We start from the raw sequence: 16,938 nt of genomic DNA, 5'->3' as shown, positions 1-16,938 counted from the left end.
CCATGGCATCTCCCTCTTCACCGGCGACAGGCGGCAAGACCTACGAATATGTCGACCATTCCTATGACGTGGTCGTGGTTGGCGCCGGCGGTGCTGGCCTGCGCGCCACGCTCGGCATGGCCGAACAGGGCTTCAAGACCGCCTGTATCACCAAGGTCTTCCCGACCCGCTCGCATACGGTCGCCGCACAGGGCGGTATCGCCGCTTCGCTCCAAAACATGACGCCTGATAGCTGGCAGTGGCACATGTACGATACCGTCAAGGGCTCGGACTGGCTCGGCGATGTCGACGCGATGCAGTATCTCGCCATGGAAGCGCCCAAGGCGGTCTATGAACTCGAGCACTACGGCGTACCCTTCTCGCGCACCGAGGACGGCCGCATCTACCAGCGCCCGTTCGGCGGCCACATGCAGAATTACGGCGAAGGTCCGCCCGTACAACGCACTTGTGCGGCTGCCGACCGCACCGGTCATGCCATCCTGCACACGCTTTACGGCCAGTCGCTCAAGCACAATGCCGAATTCTTCGTCGAATATTTCGCGCTCGACCTGATCATGGCGGATGACGGCCGTTGCACCGGCGTGGTGGCCTGGAACCTCGATGACGGCACGATCCATCGTTTCTCCGCCAAGATGGTGGTGCTGGCGACCGGCGGCTATGGCCGCGCCTATTTCTCGGCGACTTCGGCGCATACCTGCACCGGCGACGGCAATGGCATGATCGCGCGTGCCGGCCTGCCGCTGCAGGACATGGAATTCGTGCAGTTCCACCCGACCGGCATCTATGGCGCGGGCTGTCTGATCACCGAAGGCGCGCGCGGCGAAGGCGGCTACCTCGTCAATTCCGAGGGCGAGCGCTTCATGGAGCGTTATGCGCCCAACGCCAAGGACCTCGCCTCGCGCGATGTCGTCTCGCGCTGCATGACGCTGGAAATCCGTGAAGGCCGCGGCGTCGGCAAGGCCAAGGACCATATTTACCTGCATCTCGATCATCTCGATCCGGCCGTGCTTGCCGAGCGCCTGCCGGGTATTTCCGAGAGCGCCAAGATCTTCGCCGGCGTCGATGTGACCCACGAGCCGATCCCGGTCCTGCCGACGGTGCATTACAACATGGGCGGCATCCCGACCAATTACTGGGGCGAGGTGCTCAATGCCGATGGCGCCAATCCCGAGCGTATCGCGCCCGGCCTGATGGCGGTCGGCGAGGCCGGCTGTGCCTCGGTGCACGGCGCCAACCGCCTCGGCTCCAATTCGCTGATCGACCTCGTCGTCTTCGGTCGCGCCGCCGCCATCCGCGCCGGAGAGGTGATCGACCGCGTCGCACCGATCCCGGCGCTGAACCATGCCGCTTGCGACCGGATCATGGATCGCTTCGACAAGTCGCGGCACGCAAACGGTTCCACCCCCACGGCCGTGCTGCGCGAAAAGATGCAGCGTGCCATGCAGGACGATGCAGCCGTCTTCCGCACGCAGGAATCGCTCGAAAGCGGCTGCAAGCGCATCTCGGAGATCTGGACGGAACTGAAGGATATCAAGGTCACCGACCGCTCGATGATCTGGAATTCCGACCTCGTCGAAACTCTGGAACTCGAAAACCTGATGGCCTGCGCCATCACCACCGTCCATGGCGCCGAAGCCCGCAAGGAAAGCCGTGGGTCGCATGCCCGCGAGGACTATGTCGATGGCCCCTTCTCCGGCCGCGATGATGTCAACTGGCGCAAGCACACGCTGAGCTGGGTTTCGCCGGAGGGCGAAGTGAAGCTCGATTACCGCCCGGTCCATACCGAATTGCTGCAGCCCGGCATCGATCCGCACAAGATCGAGCCAAAAGCTCGTGTGTATTGAGGAGATGACAAATGGTTGAACTCACTCTCCCCAAGAACTCAACGATGAGCGAAGGCAAGGTCTGGCCGAAGCCGGCGGATGCCAAGAATGTCCGCGAGTACCGGATCTATCGCTGGTCACCGGACGACGACAAGAACCCGACGATCGATACCTATTATGTCGATATCGACGATTGCGGGCCGATGGTCCTCGACGGCCTGATCTACATCAAGAACAGGATCGATCCGACGCTGACCTTCCGTCGGTCCTGTCGCGAGGGCATCTGCGGTTCCTGCGCGATGAATATCGACGGCACCAACACGCTTGCCTGCACCAAGGGCATGGACGAGGTGAAGGGCACGGTGAAGATCTATCCGCTGCCGCATATGCCCGTAGTCAAGGACCTGGTGCCAGATCTCAGCAATTTCTACGCCCAGCACCGCTCGATCGAGCCCTGGCTGAAGACCGTCTCGCCCACGCCGGCCAAGGAATGGAAGCAGAGCCACGAGGATCGCCAGAAGCTCGACGGCCTCTATGAATGCATCCTCTGCGCCTGCTGCTCGGCCTCCTGTCCGAGCTATTGGTGGAACGGCGACCGCTATCTTGGTCCTGCCGTCCTGCTGCAGGCCTATCGCTGGCTGATCGACTCCAGAGACGAAGCGAAGGGCGAGCGCCTCGACGATCTCGAGGATCCGTTCAGGCTCTACCGCTGCCACACGATCATGAACTGCGCCCAGGCCTGCCCTAAGGGCCTGAACCCCGCCAAGGCGATCGCCGAGATCAAGAAGATGATGGTCGAGCGCCGGGTCTGATGCCCTTCCCTGATTTGATATCTGGGGGATTTTCGCCGGATGCCGTCAGCGAAATCCGCAAACGCTTGGACACGGTCCGCGCATCCGGCATCCGCATCCTGTTCGCGATCGAGAGCGGCAGCAGGGCATGGGGATTTCCCTCGCCCGACAGCGATTACGATTGCCGATTCGTCTATCTCAGGCCAGTCGAGGATCATCTGAAGCTCAATGCCGATCGGGATGTGATCGAATTTCCCATCGAGGGCGAGGTCGATACTGGCGGCTGGGACCTGCGCAAGGCGCTGCTGCTGACAGTAAAAGGCAATGCGACAATCGTCGAATGGGTCAAGTCGCCGCATGTCTACGAGCAAATGGCCGGCTTCCGCGAGCGGCTTTCCGGTCTGCTGGAGCGCATCGTCGATCCGCATCTCGTGGCAAAACACTATTTCGGCCTGCTCAAGCGGCACGATCATGTTTTCACCGATGATGGGGTGAAGCTGAAGAAGGTTTTCTACGCGCTTCGGCCGGTATTATCGCTGAAATACATGGAAGCGCGCGATTTCGGCGAACTTCCGCCGATGAACCTCCAGCTTCTCATGCAAAATGTTCGGATCCCGACGGACCTTTCGGACCTGATCGACGTTATGATCGCAGAGAAAAGCGTCACGCGGGAAATGGGGACCGGCAAGGTGCCGGATGCTGTCAGCCGCTTTCTCATTGAGGCGCGGGACCATTATGGAAAGATACTTGAAGCATTCAGCCTGCCCGAACGCGCGCTGGCTGCTGAACGCCACGCTGCCGCCGAGCGGTTCTATATCGACGAAATCAAGGCGCATTACCTCCAGCCAGGTGCCTGAAGGCTCGTGTTACGACTTGATTAACCATATGGCCTTACGGTAAATCCGCCATAATTTTCCGGTTCAGGGAATGATTGCCGCAAGGCGGAATGAAGGAGACAGGGATGCAGGCTTCCAGATTGATCGCGGTTTTCGCTGCGGGTTTGATGCTTGCCGGCTGCGGCACCGACCGGATGGATAGGGTCGATACCACGATGAAGCCCGAGCCGCTCGATGCCCAGCCCGTGGCGCCCGTCGAAACCGGGCAGTTGCCAGACCCGACGACCGATACGGCGCAGTTCCCGCAGAAACCGGCCAATGATCCGAACGCCGCACTGCAGGGCGACCAGATGGCGGCGACCGCGCTCGACGTCAAGAAAGAGAACATGGTCGGCAGCTGGAAGGTCAGCGCCGCCGGTGCCAATTGCCAGATGTTCCTGACGCTGACCAATCTCGGCGCCGGTTCGCGCGGCGGCACGCGTGGCTGCGGCAATGAGCTGGCGCTGATGAATTCCTGGGAAGTCACCGGCAAGCAGATCGTGATCAAGGATCGCGCCGGCAACCAGGTCGCCACCTTCTATAAGACCGGCGAGAACAAGTTCGACGGACGCAGCAATACCGGAACGCCGATCGTCCTTTCCCGCTAAGACAGGCCTTCCCTGATGCAGGCGCCGCCCGACTATTCATGCAGTGTCGTCGAGCGGCTGGAAGCCCTGGCGGCAGACGGCACCCTTGAACGCGATCCCCAGCAGATCATGGTCGCCAAACGGCTTGACGGCGTGCTGTCGGCGCTCAAGGCGCGCGCGCCGGCCAGCAAGTCCTCAGCACTGGGTTGGCTGTTCGCCGCCAAGCGCAAGACCGATAATCCCGTTCGCGGGCTTTATATCCATGGCAGCGTCGGGCGCGGCAAGACCATGCTGATGGACATGATGTATGAACTGGCGCCGATCGCGAAGAAGCGCCGCGCCCATTTCCACGAATTCATGGCCGATGTGCATGGGCGTATCCACGCCCACCGGCAGAAGCTGAAGAACGGCGAGACCCGCCAGGCCGATCCGGTGCCGCCGGTCGCCGCTGCCCTCCACGACGAGGCGGTTCTGCTCTGCTTCGATGAATTCACCGTCACCGATATCGCCGATGCGATGATCCTGTCGCGGTTGTTCACGGAACTCTTCCAGCGCGGCTCGGTGCTGGTCGCGACCTCCAATGTCGAGCCCGACAATCTCTACATCGATGGCCTCAACCGCCAGCTTTTTCTGCCATTCGTGACACTGCTCAAGCAATATACCGATGTCGTCTCGCTCGATTCCCGCACCGACTACCGGCTGGAAAAGACCAGGAGCCTGCCGGTCTGGCTGGCTCCGCTGGGACCGGAGACCGATGCGAAGATCGAGGCGGCCTGGCACAAGCTGACCGATGGCGTCACGCCTCGCCCGGAGACTATCGAGATGAAGGGCCGTGAGGTACCCGTTCCCGCTGCCGCGCTCGGTGCTGCGCGCTTCACCTTCCGCGACCTTTGCGAAAAGCCGCTCGGCGCCTCGGATTATCTTGCCATCGCGGCGCGATACAGAACGGTCTTCATCGAGCACATTCCCGTGCTGGCGCCGGAAAAGCGCAACGAAACCAAACGCTTCATCAATCTCATCGACACGCTCTACGATGGGCATGTGCGGCTGATCGCATCCGGCGAAGCGATGCCGGAGGATTTGCTGCCGGTGCGGAAGGGTACGACCGGCTTCGAGTTCGACCGGACGGTTTCCAGGCTGTTCGAAATGCGAAGCACCGACTATCTGGAATCCTGTCCGTGATAAGCGATTAATATTAAGAAGCAGTGACGATTATTGACGTTTACGTAAGATAATTATTATCTAACCGATTGAAATTGCTGAGCGTAAAATAATGCGTTGACTTTTTTGCTTTTGGGTTTAAGCCGATTGCCCAAAGGCGACAGGTTATTGTCAGCCGCCGCCTCGAAAGGTCTAACAGGAACGAAGGACGTATTCCATGGCGCGTAAGAAAATCGCTCTCATCGGCTCCGGCATGATTGGCGGCACGCTTGCTCATCTCGCCGGCATGAAAGAGCTGGGCGATATCGTACTTTTCGACATTGCTGACGGCATTCCGCAGGGCAAGGGCCTCGATATCGCGGAATCCGCGCCGGTCGATGGCTTCAATGCCAATTATTCCGGCGCGAGCGACTACTCGGCCATTGAAGGTGCGGATGTCTGCATCGTCACCGCCGGCGTACCGCGCAAGCCGGGCATGAGCCGCGACGATCTTCTCGGCATCAACCTCAAGGTCATGGAACAGGTTGGCGCCGGCATCAAGAAATATGCCCCGGGCGCTTTCGTCATCTGCATCACCAATCCGCTCGACGCCATGGTCTGGGCGCTGCAGAAGTTTTCGGGCCTGCCGAAGAACATGGTGGTCGGCATGGCCGGCGTGCTCGACTCGGCCCGCTTCCGCTATTTCCTGGCCCAGGAATTCAACGTTTCGGTCGAGGATGTCACCGGTTTCGTGCTCGGCGGCCATGGCGATACGATGGTGCCGCTCGCCCGCTACTCGACCGTCGGCGGCATTCCGCTGCCCGACCTCGTGAAGATGGGCTGGTGCTCGAAGGAGCGGCTCGAAGAGATCATCCAGCGCACACGTGATGGCGGCGCCGAGATCGTCGGTCTGCTCAAGACCGGCTCGGCCTATTATGCCCCTGCCGCGTCGGCGATCATGATGGCGGAGTCCTTCCTCAAGGACAAGAAGCGTGTCGTCCCCTGCGCGGCCTACCTCAGCGGCCAGTATGGCGTGAAGGACATGTATGTCGGCGTGCCGACCGTCATCGGCCAGGGCGGCATCGAGCGCATCATCGAGATCGATCTCAACGGACCCGAAAAGGCTGCCTTCGACAAATCGGTCGCAGCTGTCGCCGGTCTTTGCGAAGCCTGCATCAACATCGCTCCCGCCCTGAAGTAAGCTGTTCTCAAGGACATCTCCCATGAACATTCATGAATACCAGGGCAAGGCATTGCTCAAGAGCTACGGCGCGCCGGTTGCCGAAGGCGTGGCGATCTTCTCCGCCGACGAAGCGGCGGCTGCTGTCAAGAAGCTTCCCGGCCCGCTTTATGTGGTCAAGAGCCAGATCCATGCCGGCGGCCGTGGCAAGGGCAAGTTCAAGGAACTCGGGCCCGACGCCAAGGGCGGTGTTCGTCTCGCCAAGTCGGTCGATGAAGTCGTGGCGAATGCCAAGGAAATGCTTGGCCACACGCTGGTCACCAAGCAGACTGGTCCATCAGGCAAGCAGGTCAACCGTCTTTATATCGAGGATGGCGCCGATATCGATCGCGAACTCTACCTCTCGATCCTCGTCGACCGCGCCGTCGGCCGCGTCGCCTTTGTGGTTTCCACCGAAGGCGGCATGGATATCGAAGCGGTCGCGCATGACACGCCGGAAAAGATCATCAATGTCGACATCGATCCAGTGAAGGGCGTCACGACTGAAAATCTCGGCGAACTGACTTCGGCGCTGAAGCTCGAAGGCGAAGCCAAGGCCGATGCCGAAAAGCTGTTCCCGATCCTCTACAAGGCCTTCACCGAGAAAGACATGAGCCTGCTCGAGGTCAATCCGCTGATCGTGATGAAGAACGGCCGCATGCGGGTGCTGGATGCCAAGGTGTCGTTCGACAACAATGCCTCGTTCCGCCATCCGGAACTTGCCGAGTATCGCGACCTCACCGAAGAGGACGCCAAGGAAATCGAGGCGTCTAAGTATGACCTCGCCTATGTCGCGCTCGACGGCAATATCGGCTGCATGGTCAATGGCGCCGGCCTTGCCATGGCGACCATGGACATCATCAAGCTCTACGGCGCCGAGCCGGCGAACTTCCTCGATGTCGGCGGCGGCGCTTCCAAGGAGAAGGTGACTGCCGCCTTCAAGATCATCACCGCCGATCCGGCCGTGAAGGGCATCCTGGTCAACATCTTCGGCGGCATCATGAAGTGCGATGTCATCGCCGAGGGCGTGATCGCGGCGGTCAAGGAAGTTGGCCTCCAGGTTCCGCTCGTCGTGCGCCTCGAAGGCACCAATGTCGAACTGGGCAAGAAGATCATCAACGAGAGTGGCCTCAACGTCATTTCGGCCGACGACCTCGACGATGCCGCCCAGAAGATCGTCAAGGCGGTTAAGGGCTGAGCACAATGCTGCGGATCACGCTGGCAATCTTGATTTCGATCGTGGCGACGGCGGTGAATGGCGCGCCCGATCCGGGTTCGCGCCAGTGGATCAACGAACGTGTTTCGCTGTGGTCAAAGGTTTGCCTTGGATCGCTCCCCGATTTCAACCAGGCAGGATCGAAGGCGCGTAGTCTTGGATTCAAGCCCGGCGGCAATGGCAACCTGATCTACAAAAACACGGAAGTTGTCCTGTCGTTCCCCGGCAAAACGCGCAAGTGCAGCTGCTACATGACCTTTGGGACGACGAAGCCAAAGGCCGCAACCGACCTGATGCTGACGAAACTTCTGGCGCTCGGCGGCAAGTTCGAAGCCACGCCCTCCCCCAGGACCATCGGGCAAATCAGAACCGCTGACGGGCCGATGACCGTTGTAGTCCTTACATCCAAGATCAAGGGAAGGGATTGGGTGGCCACAACTATCCAGGGCCGACACCCTTGCCCCAACAATTAGAGCCTTGCCTTCCAGACAAGTTCGGAAAGAAAGCACTGTAGATGTCCATTCTGATCAACAAAGACACCAAAATTCTGGTTCAGGGCCTGACCGGCAATACCGGCACGTTCCATACCGAACAGGCGCTCGCCTATCACGGCACCAAGATGGTCGGCGGCACGCATCCCAAGAAGGGCGGCGAGACCTGGGAAGGCAAGAACGGGGAGAAATTGCCGATCTTCGCTTCCGTGGCCGAGGGCAAGGCAAAGACCGGCGCCAACGCGTCGGTGATCTACGTTCCGCCGGCGGGCGCCGCGGGCGCCATCATCGAGGCGATCGAAGCCGAGATCCCGCTGATCGTCTGCATCACCGAAGGCATTCCTGTCGCCGATATGATCAAGGTCAAGGCCCGACTCGCCAAGTCGAAGTCGCGCCTTATCGGACCGAACTGCCCCGGCGTCATGACGCCCGACGAATGCAAGATCGGTATCATGCCGGGCAATATCTTCAAGAAGGGCTCGGTGGGGGTTCTCTCACGCTCGGGAACGCTGACATATGAAGCGGTGTTCCAGACCACCAACGAAGGCCTTGGCCAGACAACGGCCGTCGGCATCGGCGGCGACCCGGTCAAGGGTACCGAATTCATCGATATCCTCGAAATGTTCCTCGCCGACGAAGCCACCAAGTCGATCATCATGATCGGCGAGATCGGCGGTTCGGCCGAGGAAGACGCCGCGCAGTTCATCAAGGACGAAGCCAGGAAGGGCCGGGCCAAGCCGATGGTCGGTTTCATCGCCGGCCGCACCGCACCTCCGGGCCGCACGATGGGCCATGCCGGTGCCGTGATTTCCGGCGGCAAGGGTGGCGCGGAAGACAAGATCGCGGCCATGGAATCGGCCGGAATCCGGGTCTCGCCCTCGCCGGCGCGCCTCGGAAAAACCTTGGTCGAAGTGCTCAAGGGTTGACGAGGGGCGGCATCGTGCCGCCCTCGCTATCAGCGGGCAAGCAGCCCGCATGTGACAAAGCAGGAGGCGGAGCAGGCGCTCCGCGATTGAAAAATGGCAGTTGAGAACGCCAACCAGCAGTTCGCCGCGACATCGTTCCTCGATGGCGCAAATGCCCCGTATATCGAGCAGCTTCACGCCCGCTATCAGGAGAACCCCGCCTCGGTGACCGAGGAGTGGCAGCAGTTCTTCGCGGCACTCGCCGATGCGCCCGCCGATATCAGCAAGGCGGCCAAGGGTGCCTCCTGGGCGAAGAAGAACTGGCCGGTGCCGCTCAACGGCGAACTGGTCAGCGCGCTGGATGGCGACTGGCCGACTGTCGAAAAGGCCGTGACCAAGAAGCTCGAGGCCAGGGCCGTGGCGGAAGCGCCCGCCAAGGCTCTCGACCCGCAGGAGATCGAGCGTGCCGCGCGTGACTCCGTGCGCGCCATCATGATGATCCGCGCCTACCGTATGCGCGGCCACCTGCACGCCAATCTCGATCCGCTCGGCATCGCGGCTCCGGTCGACGACTTCAACGAACTGTCACCGGAGAATTACGGCTTCACCGCCGCCGATTACGACCGCAAGATCTTCATCGACAACGTGCTCGGGTTGGAATACGCGACCGTGCGCGAGATGATCGACATCCTCAAGCGCACCTATTGCTCGACCATCGGTGTCGAGTTCATGCATATCTCCGATCCCGAGATCAAGGGCTGGATCCAGGCGCGCATCGAAGGTCCTGACAAGGGCGTCGAATTCAGCCCCGAGGGCAAGAAGGCGATCCTGCAGAAGCTGATCGAAGCGGAGGGCTTCGAGTCCTTCATCGACGTCAAGTACAAGGGTACCAAGCGCTTCGGCCTCGATGGCGGCGAGTCGCTGGTTCCGGCGCTCGAGCAGATCATCAAGCGCGGTGGTTCCGAAGGCCTCGTGGAGGTCGTGCTCGGCATGGCCCATCGCGGCCGTCTCAACGTGTTGACCAATGTGATGCAGAAGCCGCATCGCGCCGTGTTCCACGAGTTCAAGGGCGGCTCCGCCGCGCCCGACGACGTGGAAGGTTCGGGCGACGTCAAATACCACCTCGGCGCCTCGTCGGACCGCGAGTTCGATGGCAACAAGGTGCATCTGTCGCTGACCGCCAACCCTTCGCATCTCGAAATCGTCGATCCTGTCGTCATGGGCAAGGCACGCGCCAAGCAGGACCAGATCGCCAAGGAATGGGACGACGACATCATTCCGCTGCGCGAACGCGTCAAGGTCCTGCCGCTGCTGCTGCACGGTGATGCGGCCTTCGCCGGTCAGGGCGTGATCGCCGAAATCCTCGGCCTCTCCGGCCTGCGCGGCCATCGCGTCGCCGGCACGATGCATTTCATCATCAACAACCAGATCGGTTTCACCACCAATCCTGCCTTCTCGCGCTCGTCGCCCTACCCGTCCGACGTCGCCAAGATGATCGAGGCGCCGATCTTCCACGTCAACGGCGACGATCCGGAAGCCGTGGTCTATGCGGCCAAGATCGCCACCGAATTCCGGATGAAGTTCTACAAGCCCGTCGTCATCGACATGTTCTGCTATCGCCGCTACGGCCATAACGAAGGCGACGAGCCGAGCTTCACGCAGCCGAAAATGTACAAGGTCATCCGCGCCCACAAGACGGTCTCGACGCTCTATGCCGAGCGGCTGATCGCCGAGGGCCTGATGAGCCAGGGCGATTTCGAGCAGATGAAGGCCGATTGGCGCGCCCATCTCGAGGCTGAATTCGAGGCGGGCCAGAACTACAAGCCCAACAAGGCCGATTGGCTCGATGGCGTGTGGTCCGGCATGAAGATCGCCGACAATGCCGACGAGCAGCGTCGCGGCAAGACCGCGATGCCGATGAAGATGCTCAAGGAGATCGGCAAGAAACTTTCCGAAATCCCCGCAGGCTTCAACGCCCACAAGACCATCCAGCGCTTCATGGAAAACCGGGCGCAAATGATCGAGACCGGCCAGGGCATCGACTGGGCCATGGGCGAAGCGCTGGCTTTCGGCGCGCTCTGCGTCGATGGCCACAAGATCCGCCTTTCCGGGCAGGATTGCGAACGCGGCACCTTCTCGCAGCGCCATTCGGTGCTCTACGACCAGGAGACCGAGCAGCGCTATATCCCGCTCGCCAACCTGTCGCCCACCCAGGCCCGGTTCGAGGTCATCAATTCGATGCTCTCGGAAGAGGCCGTGCTCGGCTTCGAGTATGGCTATTCGCTGGCCCGGCCGAATGCGCTGACGCTGTGGGAAGCCCAGTTCGGCGATTTCGCCAACGGCGCCCAGGTGGTGTTCGACCAGTTCATCTCGTCTGGCGAACGCAAGTGGCTGCGCATGTCCGGCCTCGTCTGCCTGCTGCCGCATGGCTATGAAGGCCAGGGTCCGGAACATTCGTCGGCCCGTCTCGAGCGCTTCCTGCAGCTTTGCGCCGAAGACAATATGCAGGTCGCCTATTGCACGACGCCGGCCAACTATTTCCACATCCTGCGCCGGCAGATGAAGCGCGACTTCCGCAAGCCGTTGATCCTGATGACGCCGAAGTCGCTGCTGCGCCACAAGCGGGCGGTGTCGTCGCTGTCCGAGATGGCTGGCGAATCCTCGTTCCACCGCCTGCTGTGGGACGATGCGGAAGTGATCAAGGACGGCCCGATCAAGCTGCAGAAGGATGCCAAGATCCGCCGCGTCGTGATGTGCTCCGGCAAGGTCTATTTCGATCTTCTCGAAGAACGTGAAAAGCGCGGCATCGACGACATCTACCTGTTGCGCGTCGAACAGCTCTATCCGTTCCCGGCCAAGGCGCTGATCAACGAGCTCAGCCGCTTCCGTGGGGCGGAAATGGTTTGGTGCCAGGAAGAGCCCAAGAACATGGGCGGCTGGGCCTTCATCGATCCATATCTCGAATGGGTGCTGGCGCATATCGATGCCAAGTATCAGCGCGTGCGCTATACGGGCCGGCCAGCCGCCGCCTCGCCGGCGACGGGCCTGATGTCCAAGCACTTGCAGCAGCTCGCCGCCTTCCTCGAAGACGCGCTCGGCAGCTGACCGGAGGCAAAAATGGGCTATTTCCTTCTCAAACTGGTGAGCCCGAGGCCGACCTTCCCCTTCGACATCACCGAGGCGGAAGGGGTGGCGATGACGGCGCATGCGGAATACTGGCAGCGACGGGCGGCTGAAAAGCTGGGGGTCGCCGTCGGACCGGTCTTCGATCCCAAGGGCCCCTGGGGCATGGCGATCGTCGAGACCGAGAACGAAACAGAGGCTGAAGCGCTCGGTGCCGCCGATCCGGTGATCAGGGCGTCGCTCGGCTTCCAGTATGAAGTGATGCCCATGCCCTCGCTGATACTACGCGAACCAACCGACTGAAACTTGAGACCAACCGAACGACCAAACGCAATTCAAATTCAGGACTTCAGACAATGGCTACCGAAATCCGCGTCCCGACACTCGGCGAATCCGTCAGCGAAGCCACGGTTGGCACCTGGTTCAAGAAGGTGGGGGATGCCGTCAAGGTCGATGAAATCCTCTGTGAGCTCGAAACCGACAAGGTGACGGTGGAGGTGCCGGCACCAGCCGGCGGCACGCTCAGTGAGATCGTCGCCAATGCCGGCGATACTGTCGCTCCGGGCGGCCTGCTCGGCCAGATCGCCGAAGGCGCGGTTGCCGATGCGGCGCCCGCCGCCAAGCCAGCAGAAGCTGCCCCAGCCCAGGCGCCGGCGAAGGCCGAGCCGGCACCGGCCGCAACGCCCGCCCCGGCTGCCGCGCCAGTCGCCCAGAGCTCGATGCCACCTGCGCCATCCGCAGCCAAGATGATGGCTGATAGCGGCGTGGCGCAATCCGACGTCGAAGGCTCCGGCAAGCGTGGCCAGATCCTCAAGGAAGATGTGCTTGCAGCGATCGCAAAAGGTCCGACCGCACCTGCCGCCGTTGTTGCAGCTCCAGCCGCCGCTCGCGCTGCTTCGCCGGCTAACGATCAGGCCCGCGAAGAGCGCGTGAAGATGACGCGCTTGCGCCAGACCATCGCGCGGCGCCTCAAGGACGCGCAGAACTCGGCCGCCATGCTGACGACCTATAACGAGGTCGACATGTCCGCCGTGATGGAGATGCGCAACAAGTACAAGGAGCTGTTCGAGAAGAAGCACGGCGTCAAGCTCGGCTTCATGGGCTTCTTCACCAAGGCCGTGACGCACGCGCTGAAGGAAATTCCGAACGTCAATGCGGAAATTGACGGCACCGACATTATCTATAAGAACTACGCCCATATCGGCGTCGCCGTCGGCACCGACAAGGGCCTCGTCGTGCCCGTCGTGCGCGATGCCGACCATATGTCGATTGCCGAAATAGAGAAGGACATCGGCCGCCTCGGCAAGCTCGCCCGCGATGGCGCGCTGTCGATGGCCGACATGCAGGGCGGCACCTTCACCATCTCCAATGGCGGCGTCTACGGTTCGTTGATGTCGTCGCCGATCCTCAATGCGCCGCAATCCGGCATTCTCGGCATGCACAAGATTCAGGAGCGCCCGGTCGTGGTCGCCGGCCAGATCGTGATCCGGCCGATGATGTATCTGGCGCTCAGCTACGATCACCGCATCGTCGATGGCAAGGAAGCGGTGACCTTCCTCGTCCGCGTCAAGGAAAGCCTAGAAGATCCCGAACGGCTGGTTCTGGATCTCTGAGGCCCGATCGAGGGACATGCGATGGCGGCAGGCTTCCTGACATTCCCGGTGCTTGCCGCACTCAGCGTCGTGCTGCTGATGTTCCATGTCATCTTGCAGTCGAGTCTCGCCTATCGTGACGTTGGGCGCGAGTGGAATGCGGGTCCGAGGGATGCCACGCCTGCACCACTTGGCGAACTGGCCGGACGGGCAGCACGCGCTTCGGCAAATTTTCGCGAGACCTATCCGGGTTTCGTGGTTCTGGTCCTGGCGCTCGCGGTTGGTGGAGACAGCAGCGGCATCGGATTTGCCGGCACGCTGGTGTGGTTCGTCGCGCGGATCGTCTATATCCCGCTCTATCTCGGCGGGGTGCCCTATATCCGTTCGTACGTCTGGTTGGTCGGCGCCAGCGGTCTGGCCATGATGCTCTTTGGCGTGCTTTATTCGGCCTATTCAACCTGACGGAGCCAAGATGTCGAACATCAAACTAGCGCTGGCTCTGGCACTGCTCCCCTCGTTCGCTTTCGCGGTCGAATGCAAGCAGGAACACGCCATCTATGCCGATCGCGACGGTGCCTATGAGCTGAGTTTCGAAGCCGTCGATTCCGAAGCCGCGTCGTCGTCCTATCGTTTCTCGATGGCCGTGAAGAACACAGACGTGAAGCTGGAAGGCTTTGTCATGGGCTCGGAGCCCGTCGACCGGCCCAACGGCATCCTGTTCCACAATTGCCCGGAAGGTGATGTCACAGGTGAAGATCTCGCCAAATGCACGGTCTGGCAAGGTGTGATCTATGCCAGCGCCGAGGGCAAGATCGCGCTTTTACCGCCCACAGGCTCGGTCGCCGCGACGGAAATCCTGCTGCCGGGCTTCGGGCCGGCGCTCCGCGATTCCACCGCCTGGGGGACGAAAATGGCGACTGTGGTGCCGTGGGACGTATTGACCTTCAAGGGATGCAAGCCATGAGCGGCAAGGTTCTCCTGGTCACCGGTGGCAGCCGGGGCATTGGCGCCAGCATCTGCCAGAAGGCCGCCGCCGCCGGCTGGCGGGTGATGATCAACTACGTCACCAACGCCAATGCCGCGCGCACGCTTGCCGACGAAATCCGCACGAATGGCGGCGCTGCAGAGATCGTCCATGGCGATGCCGGGACGGAAGAGGGCATCGCCGCGATCTTTTCAGCCGTCGATGAGAAATTCGGCCGCCTCGATGGTTTCGTCAACAATGCGGGCGTCGTGGACCATTACTCCGAGGTCGCGGATTATTCCTGGGCAAGGCTCGAGCGGATGTTCGCGATCAACAGCATCGGCGCGATCTTTGCCGCCGGCGCCGCCGTCAAGCGCATGTCCACGGCACGCGGCGGCCAGGGCGGTGTCATCATCAACATCTCGTCCATGGCCGCCGTCATCGGCTCGCCGGGGCAATATGTCGATTATGCCGCCTCCAAAGGCGCGATCGACGCGTTCACCGTCGGGCTTTCGAAGGAAGTCGCCATGCAGGGCATCCGCGTCAATGGGATCCGGCCCGGCATCATCGACACCGACATCCATGCCTCCGGCGGCATTCCGGATCGTGCAAGCCAGCTAGCCCACCTGATACCCGTCCAGCGCCCCGGTCATCCCGATGAGATTGCCGATGCTGTGCTGTTTCTGCTTTCCGAACAGGCCACCTATATTACCGGGGCCATCTTGAATGTGAGCGGCGGCCGCTGACCGCCAGTTGAGGGATCTGAAAATGTCTTACGATGTTGTTGTTATCGGAACCGGCCCCGGTGGCTATGTGGCGGCGATCAAGGCGGCACAGCTTGGGTTGAAGGTCGCTGTCATCGACAAGCGGGCGACGCCGGGCGGCACATGCCTCAATATCGGCTGCATTCCCTCCAAGGCGCTGCTGCACGCATCCGAGGTCTATGCCCATGCCAGCCATGGCATGGAGAGCCTCGGCGTTGAGCTTTCCGGCGTGAAGCTCAACCTTGAAAAAATGCTGGCGCACAAGGATGCGACAGTGAAATCCAATGTCGAGGGCGTCGCCTTCCTGTTCAAGAAGAACAAGATCGACTGGTTCCACGGCACCGGCAAGATCGTCTCGGCGGGCAAGGTGTCGGTCACCTCGGAGAACGGCGAGGCCAAGGAACTCGAGACCAAGAATATCGTCATCGCCACCGGCTCGGATGTCGCGGGCATTCCAGGGGTCCCGGTCGAGATCGACGAGAAGGTCATCATCTCGTCCACCGGCGCGCTGGCGCTGGAAAAGGTGCCGGAAACCATGGTCGTGGTCGGCGGCGGTGTCATCGGGTTGGAATTGGGCTCGGTCTGGAAGCGGCTCGGCGCCAAGGTCACGGTCGTCGAATATCTCGACCAGATCCTCGGCGGCATGGATGGCGAGGTCTCCAAGCAGTTCGCCCGCATGCTGACCAAGCAGGGCATCGAGCTCAAGCTCGGCGCCAAGGTGACCAATGTCGAAAAGACCGGCAAGGGCGCCAAGGTGACATTCGAGCCGGTCAAGGGCGGCGAGGCGCAATCGATCGAGGCCGATGTCGTGCTGATCGCCACCGGCCGCAAGCCCTACACCGATGGCCTCGGCCTCGATGCCGTGGGCGTGGCGCTCGACAATCGCGGCCGCGTCGAGATCGACGGCAGCTACCGTACCAATGTCGCCGGCATCTATGCGATCGGCGATGTGGTCAAGGGGCCGATGCTGGCCCACAAGGCCGAGGACGAGGGCGTTGCCGTGGCCGAAATCATCGCCGGCCAGCACGGGCACGTGAATTACGATGCCATCCCCAGCGTCGTCTATACCCAGCCCGAAGTGGCGAGTGTCGGCAAGACCGAGGAAGAATTGAAGAAGGCCGGTATCGCCTACAAAGTGGGAAAATTCCCCTTCACCGCCAATGGCCGCGCGCGCGCCATGGAGGCGACCGAGGGCTTCGTGAAGATCCTGGCCGACGCCAAGACCGACCGGATGCTCGGCGCCCATATCGTCGGCTTCGGCGCCGGCGAGATGATCCACGAGGCAACCGTGCTGATGGAATTCGGCGGCTCGTCGGAGGATCTCGGCCGCACCACGCATGCGCATCCGACGATGTCGGAAGCCGTGAAGGAAGCCGCCTTGGCGACGTTCTTCAAGCCGATCCATTTGTAGCAATTGATAGAAGGGCCGGCGCCAGCCGGCTAATACT

Annotated in this window: 16 protein-coding genes; all 16 read left to right on the top strand. The window is 61.5% G+C overall.

Annotated elements, in window-relative coordinates; translation table 11 throughout:
* Positions 1-2: 2 nt before the first annotated feature.
* The 16 genes from sdhA (at position 3) to lpdA (ending at position 16,901) form a co-directional block, all read left to right on the top strand.
* Complete coding sequence (sdhA, locus tag IHQ71_RS25305) at positions 3-1,844, top strand: succinate dehydrogenase flavoprotein subunit (protein ID WP_258159166.1); 1,842 nt, start codon at positions 3-5, stop codon at positions 1,842-1,844.
* An 11-nt stretch (positions 1,845-1,855) separates the two neighbouring features.
* The gene (locus tag IHQ71_RS25300) at positions 1,856-2,635 is read left to right on the top strand and encodes a succinate dehydrogenase iron-sulfur subunit (RefSeq protein WP_258159165.1); all 780 of its coding nucleotides are present in this window, start codon (positions 1,856-1,858) and stop codon (positions 2,633-2,635) included.
* A complete protein-coding gene (locus tag IHQ71_RS25295) occupies positions 2,635-3,471 on the top strand; it encodes a DNA polymerase beta superfamily protein (protein ID WP_258159164.1) in 837 nt (278 codons plus the stop codon). The genes IHQ71_RS25300 and IHQ71_RS25295 overlap by 1 nt, the downstream gene beginning before the upstream one ends.
* 104 nt (positions 3,472-3,575) lie before the next feature.
* Positions 3,576-4,097 (top strand): protease inhibitor Inh/omp19 family protein, encoded by a 522-nt coding sequence (locus IHQ71_RS25290; RefSeq protein WP_374989916.1) that lies wholly within the window; start codon positions 3,576-3,578, stop codon positions 4,095-4,097.
* A 15-nt stretch (positions 4,098-4,112) separates the two neighbouring features.
* Positions 4,113-5,258 carry a cell division protein ZapE gene (gene zapE / locus IHQ71_RS25285; protein ID WP_258159163.1) on the top strand — a complete coding sequence of 382 codons (1,146 nt, stop codon included), beginning with the start codon at positions 4,113-4,115 and terminating at the stop codon, positions 5,256-5,258.
* A 196-nt stretch (positions 5,259-5,454) separates the two neighbouring features.
* Entirely contained in the window at positions 5,455-6,417 is a 963-nt protein-coding gene (gene mdh / locus IHQ71_RS25280) for a malate dehydrogenase (RefSeq protein WP_258159162.1), read from the top strand.
* 22 nt (positions 6,418-6,439) lie between these two features.
* Positions 6,440-7,633: an ADP-forming succinate--CoA ligase subunit beta gene (gene sucC, locus IHQ71_RS25275; RefSeq protein ID WP_258159161.1), complete on the top strand. Its 1,194-nt coding sequence runs from the start codon at positions 6,440-6,442 to the stop codon at positions 7,631-7,633.
* Positions 7,634-7,638: 5 nt separating this feature from the next.
* Entirely contained in the window at positions 7,639-8,124 is a 486-nt protein-coding gene (locus IHQ71_RS25270) for a hypothetical protein (RefSeq protein ID WP_258159160.1), read from the top strand.
* A 41-nt stretch (positions 8,125-8,165) separates the two neighbouring features.
* The gene (gene sucD / locus IHQ71_RS25265) at positions 8,166-9,068 is read left to right on the top strand and encodes a succinate--CoA ligase subunit alpha (RefSeq protein ID WP_258159159.1); all 903 of its coding nucleotides are present in this window, start codon (positions 8,166-8,168) and stop codon (positions 9,066-9,068) included.
* Between the two features lie 93 nt (positions 9,069-9,161).
* Positions 9,162-12,152: a 2-oxoglutarate dehydrogenase E1 component gene (locus IHQ71_RS25260; RefSeq protein ID WP_258159158.1), complete on the top strand. Its 2,991-nt coding sequence runs from the start codon at positions 9,162-9,164 to the stop codon at positions 12,150-12,152.
* 12 nt (positions 12,153-12,164) lie between these two features.
* Entirely contained in the window at positions 12,165-12,473 is a 309-nt protein-coding gene (locus tag IHQ71_RS25255; protein WP_258159157.1) for a YciI family protein, read from the top strand.
* 53 nt (positions 12,474-12,526) lie between these two features.
* Positions 12,527-13,783 (top strand): 2-oxoglutarate dehydrogenase complex dihydrolipoyllysine-residue succinyltransferase, encoded by a 1,257-nt coding sequence (odhB, locus tag IHQ71_RS25250; RefSeq protein WP_258159156.1) that lies wholly within the window; start codon positions 12,527-12,529, stop codon positions 13,781-13,783.
* Positions 13,784-13,804: 21 nt separating this feature from the next.
* A complete protein-coding gene (locus IHQ71_RS25245; RefSeq protein ID WP_258159155.1) occupies positions 13,805-14,224 on the top strand; it encodes an MAPEG family protein in 420 nt (139 codons plus the stop codon).
* Between the two features lie 10 nt (positions 14,225-14,234).
* Entirely contained in the window at positions 14,235-14,726 is a 492-nt protein-coding gene (locus tag IHQ71_RS25240; protein WP_258159154.1) for a hypothetical protein, read from the top strand.
* Positions 14,714-15,472 (top strand): SDR family oxidoreductase, encoded by a 759-nt coding sequence (locus IHQ71_RS25235; RefSeq protein ID WP_374989915.1) that lies wholly within the window; start codon positions 14,714-14,716, stop codon positions 15,470-15,472. Before IHQ71_RS25240 ends, IHQ71_RS25235 begins: the two co-directional genes overlap by 13 nt.
* A gap of 22 nt (positions 15,473-15,494) precedes the next feature.
* Positions 15,495-16,901: a dihydrolipoyl dehydrogenase gene (gene lpdA, locus IHQ71_RS25230; protein WP_258159152.1), complete on the top strand. Its 1,407-nt coding sequence runs from the start codon at positions 15,495-15,497 to the stop codon at positions 16,899-16,901.
* Positions 16,902-16,938: the final 37 nt, after the last annotated feature.

Source organism: Rhizobium sp. TH2, assembly GCF_024707525.1.
In the GTDB taxonomy this organism is placed as follows: domain Bacteria; phylum Pseudomonadota; class Alphaproteobacteria; order Rhizobiales; family Rhizobiaceae; genus Rhizobium_E.
Note: the sequence above shows the minus strand (reverse complement) of the source record. Positions and strands in the feature narration are given on the sequence as shown.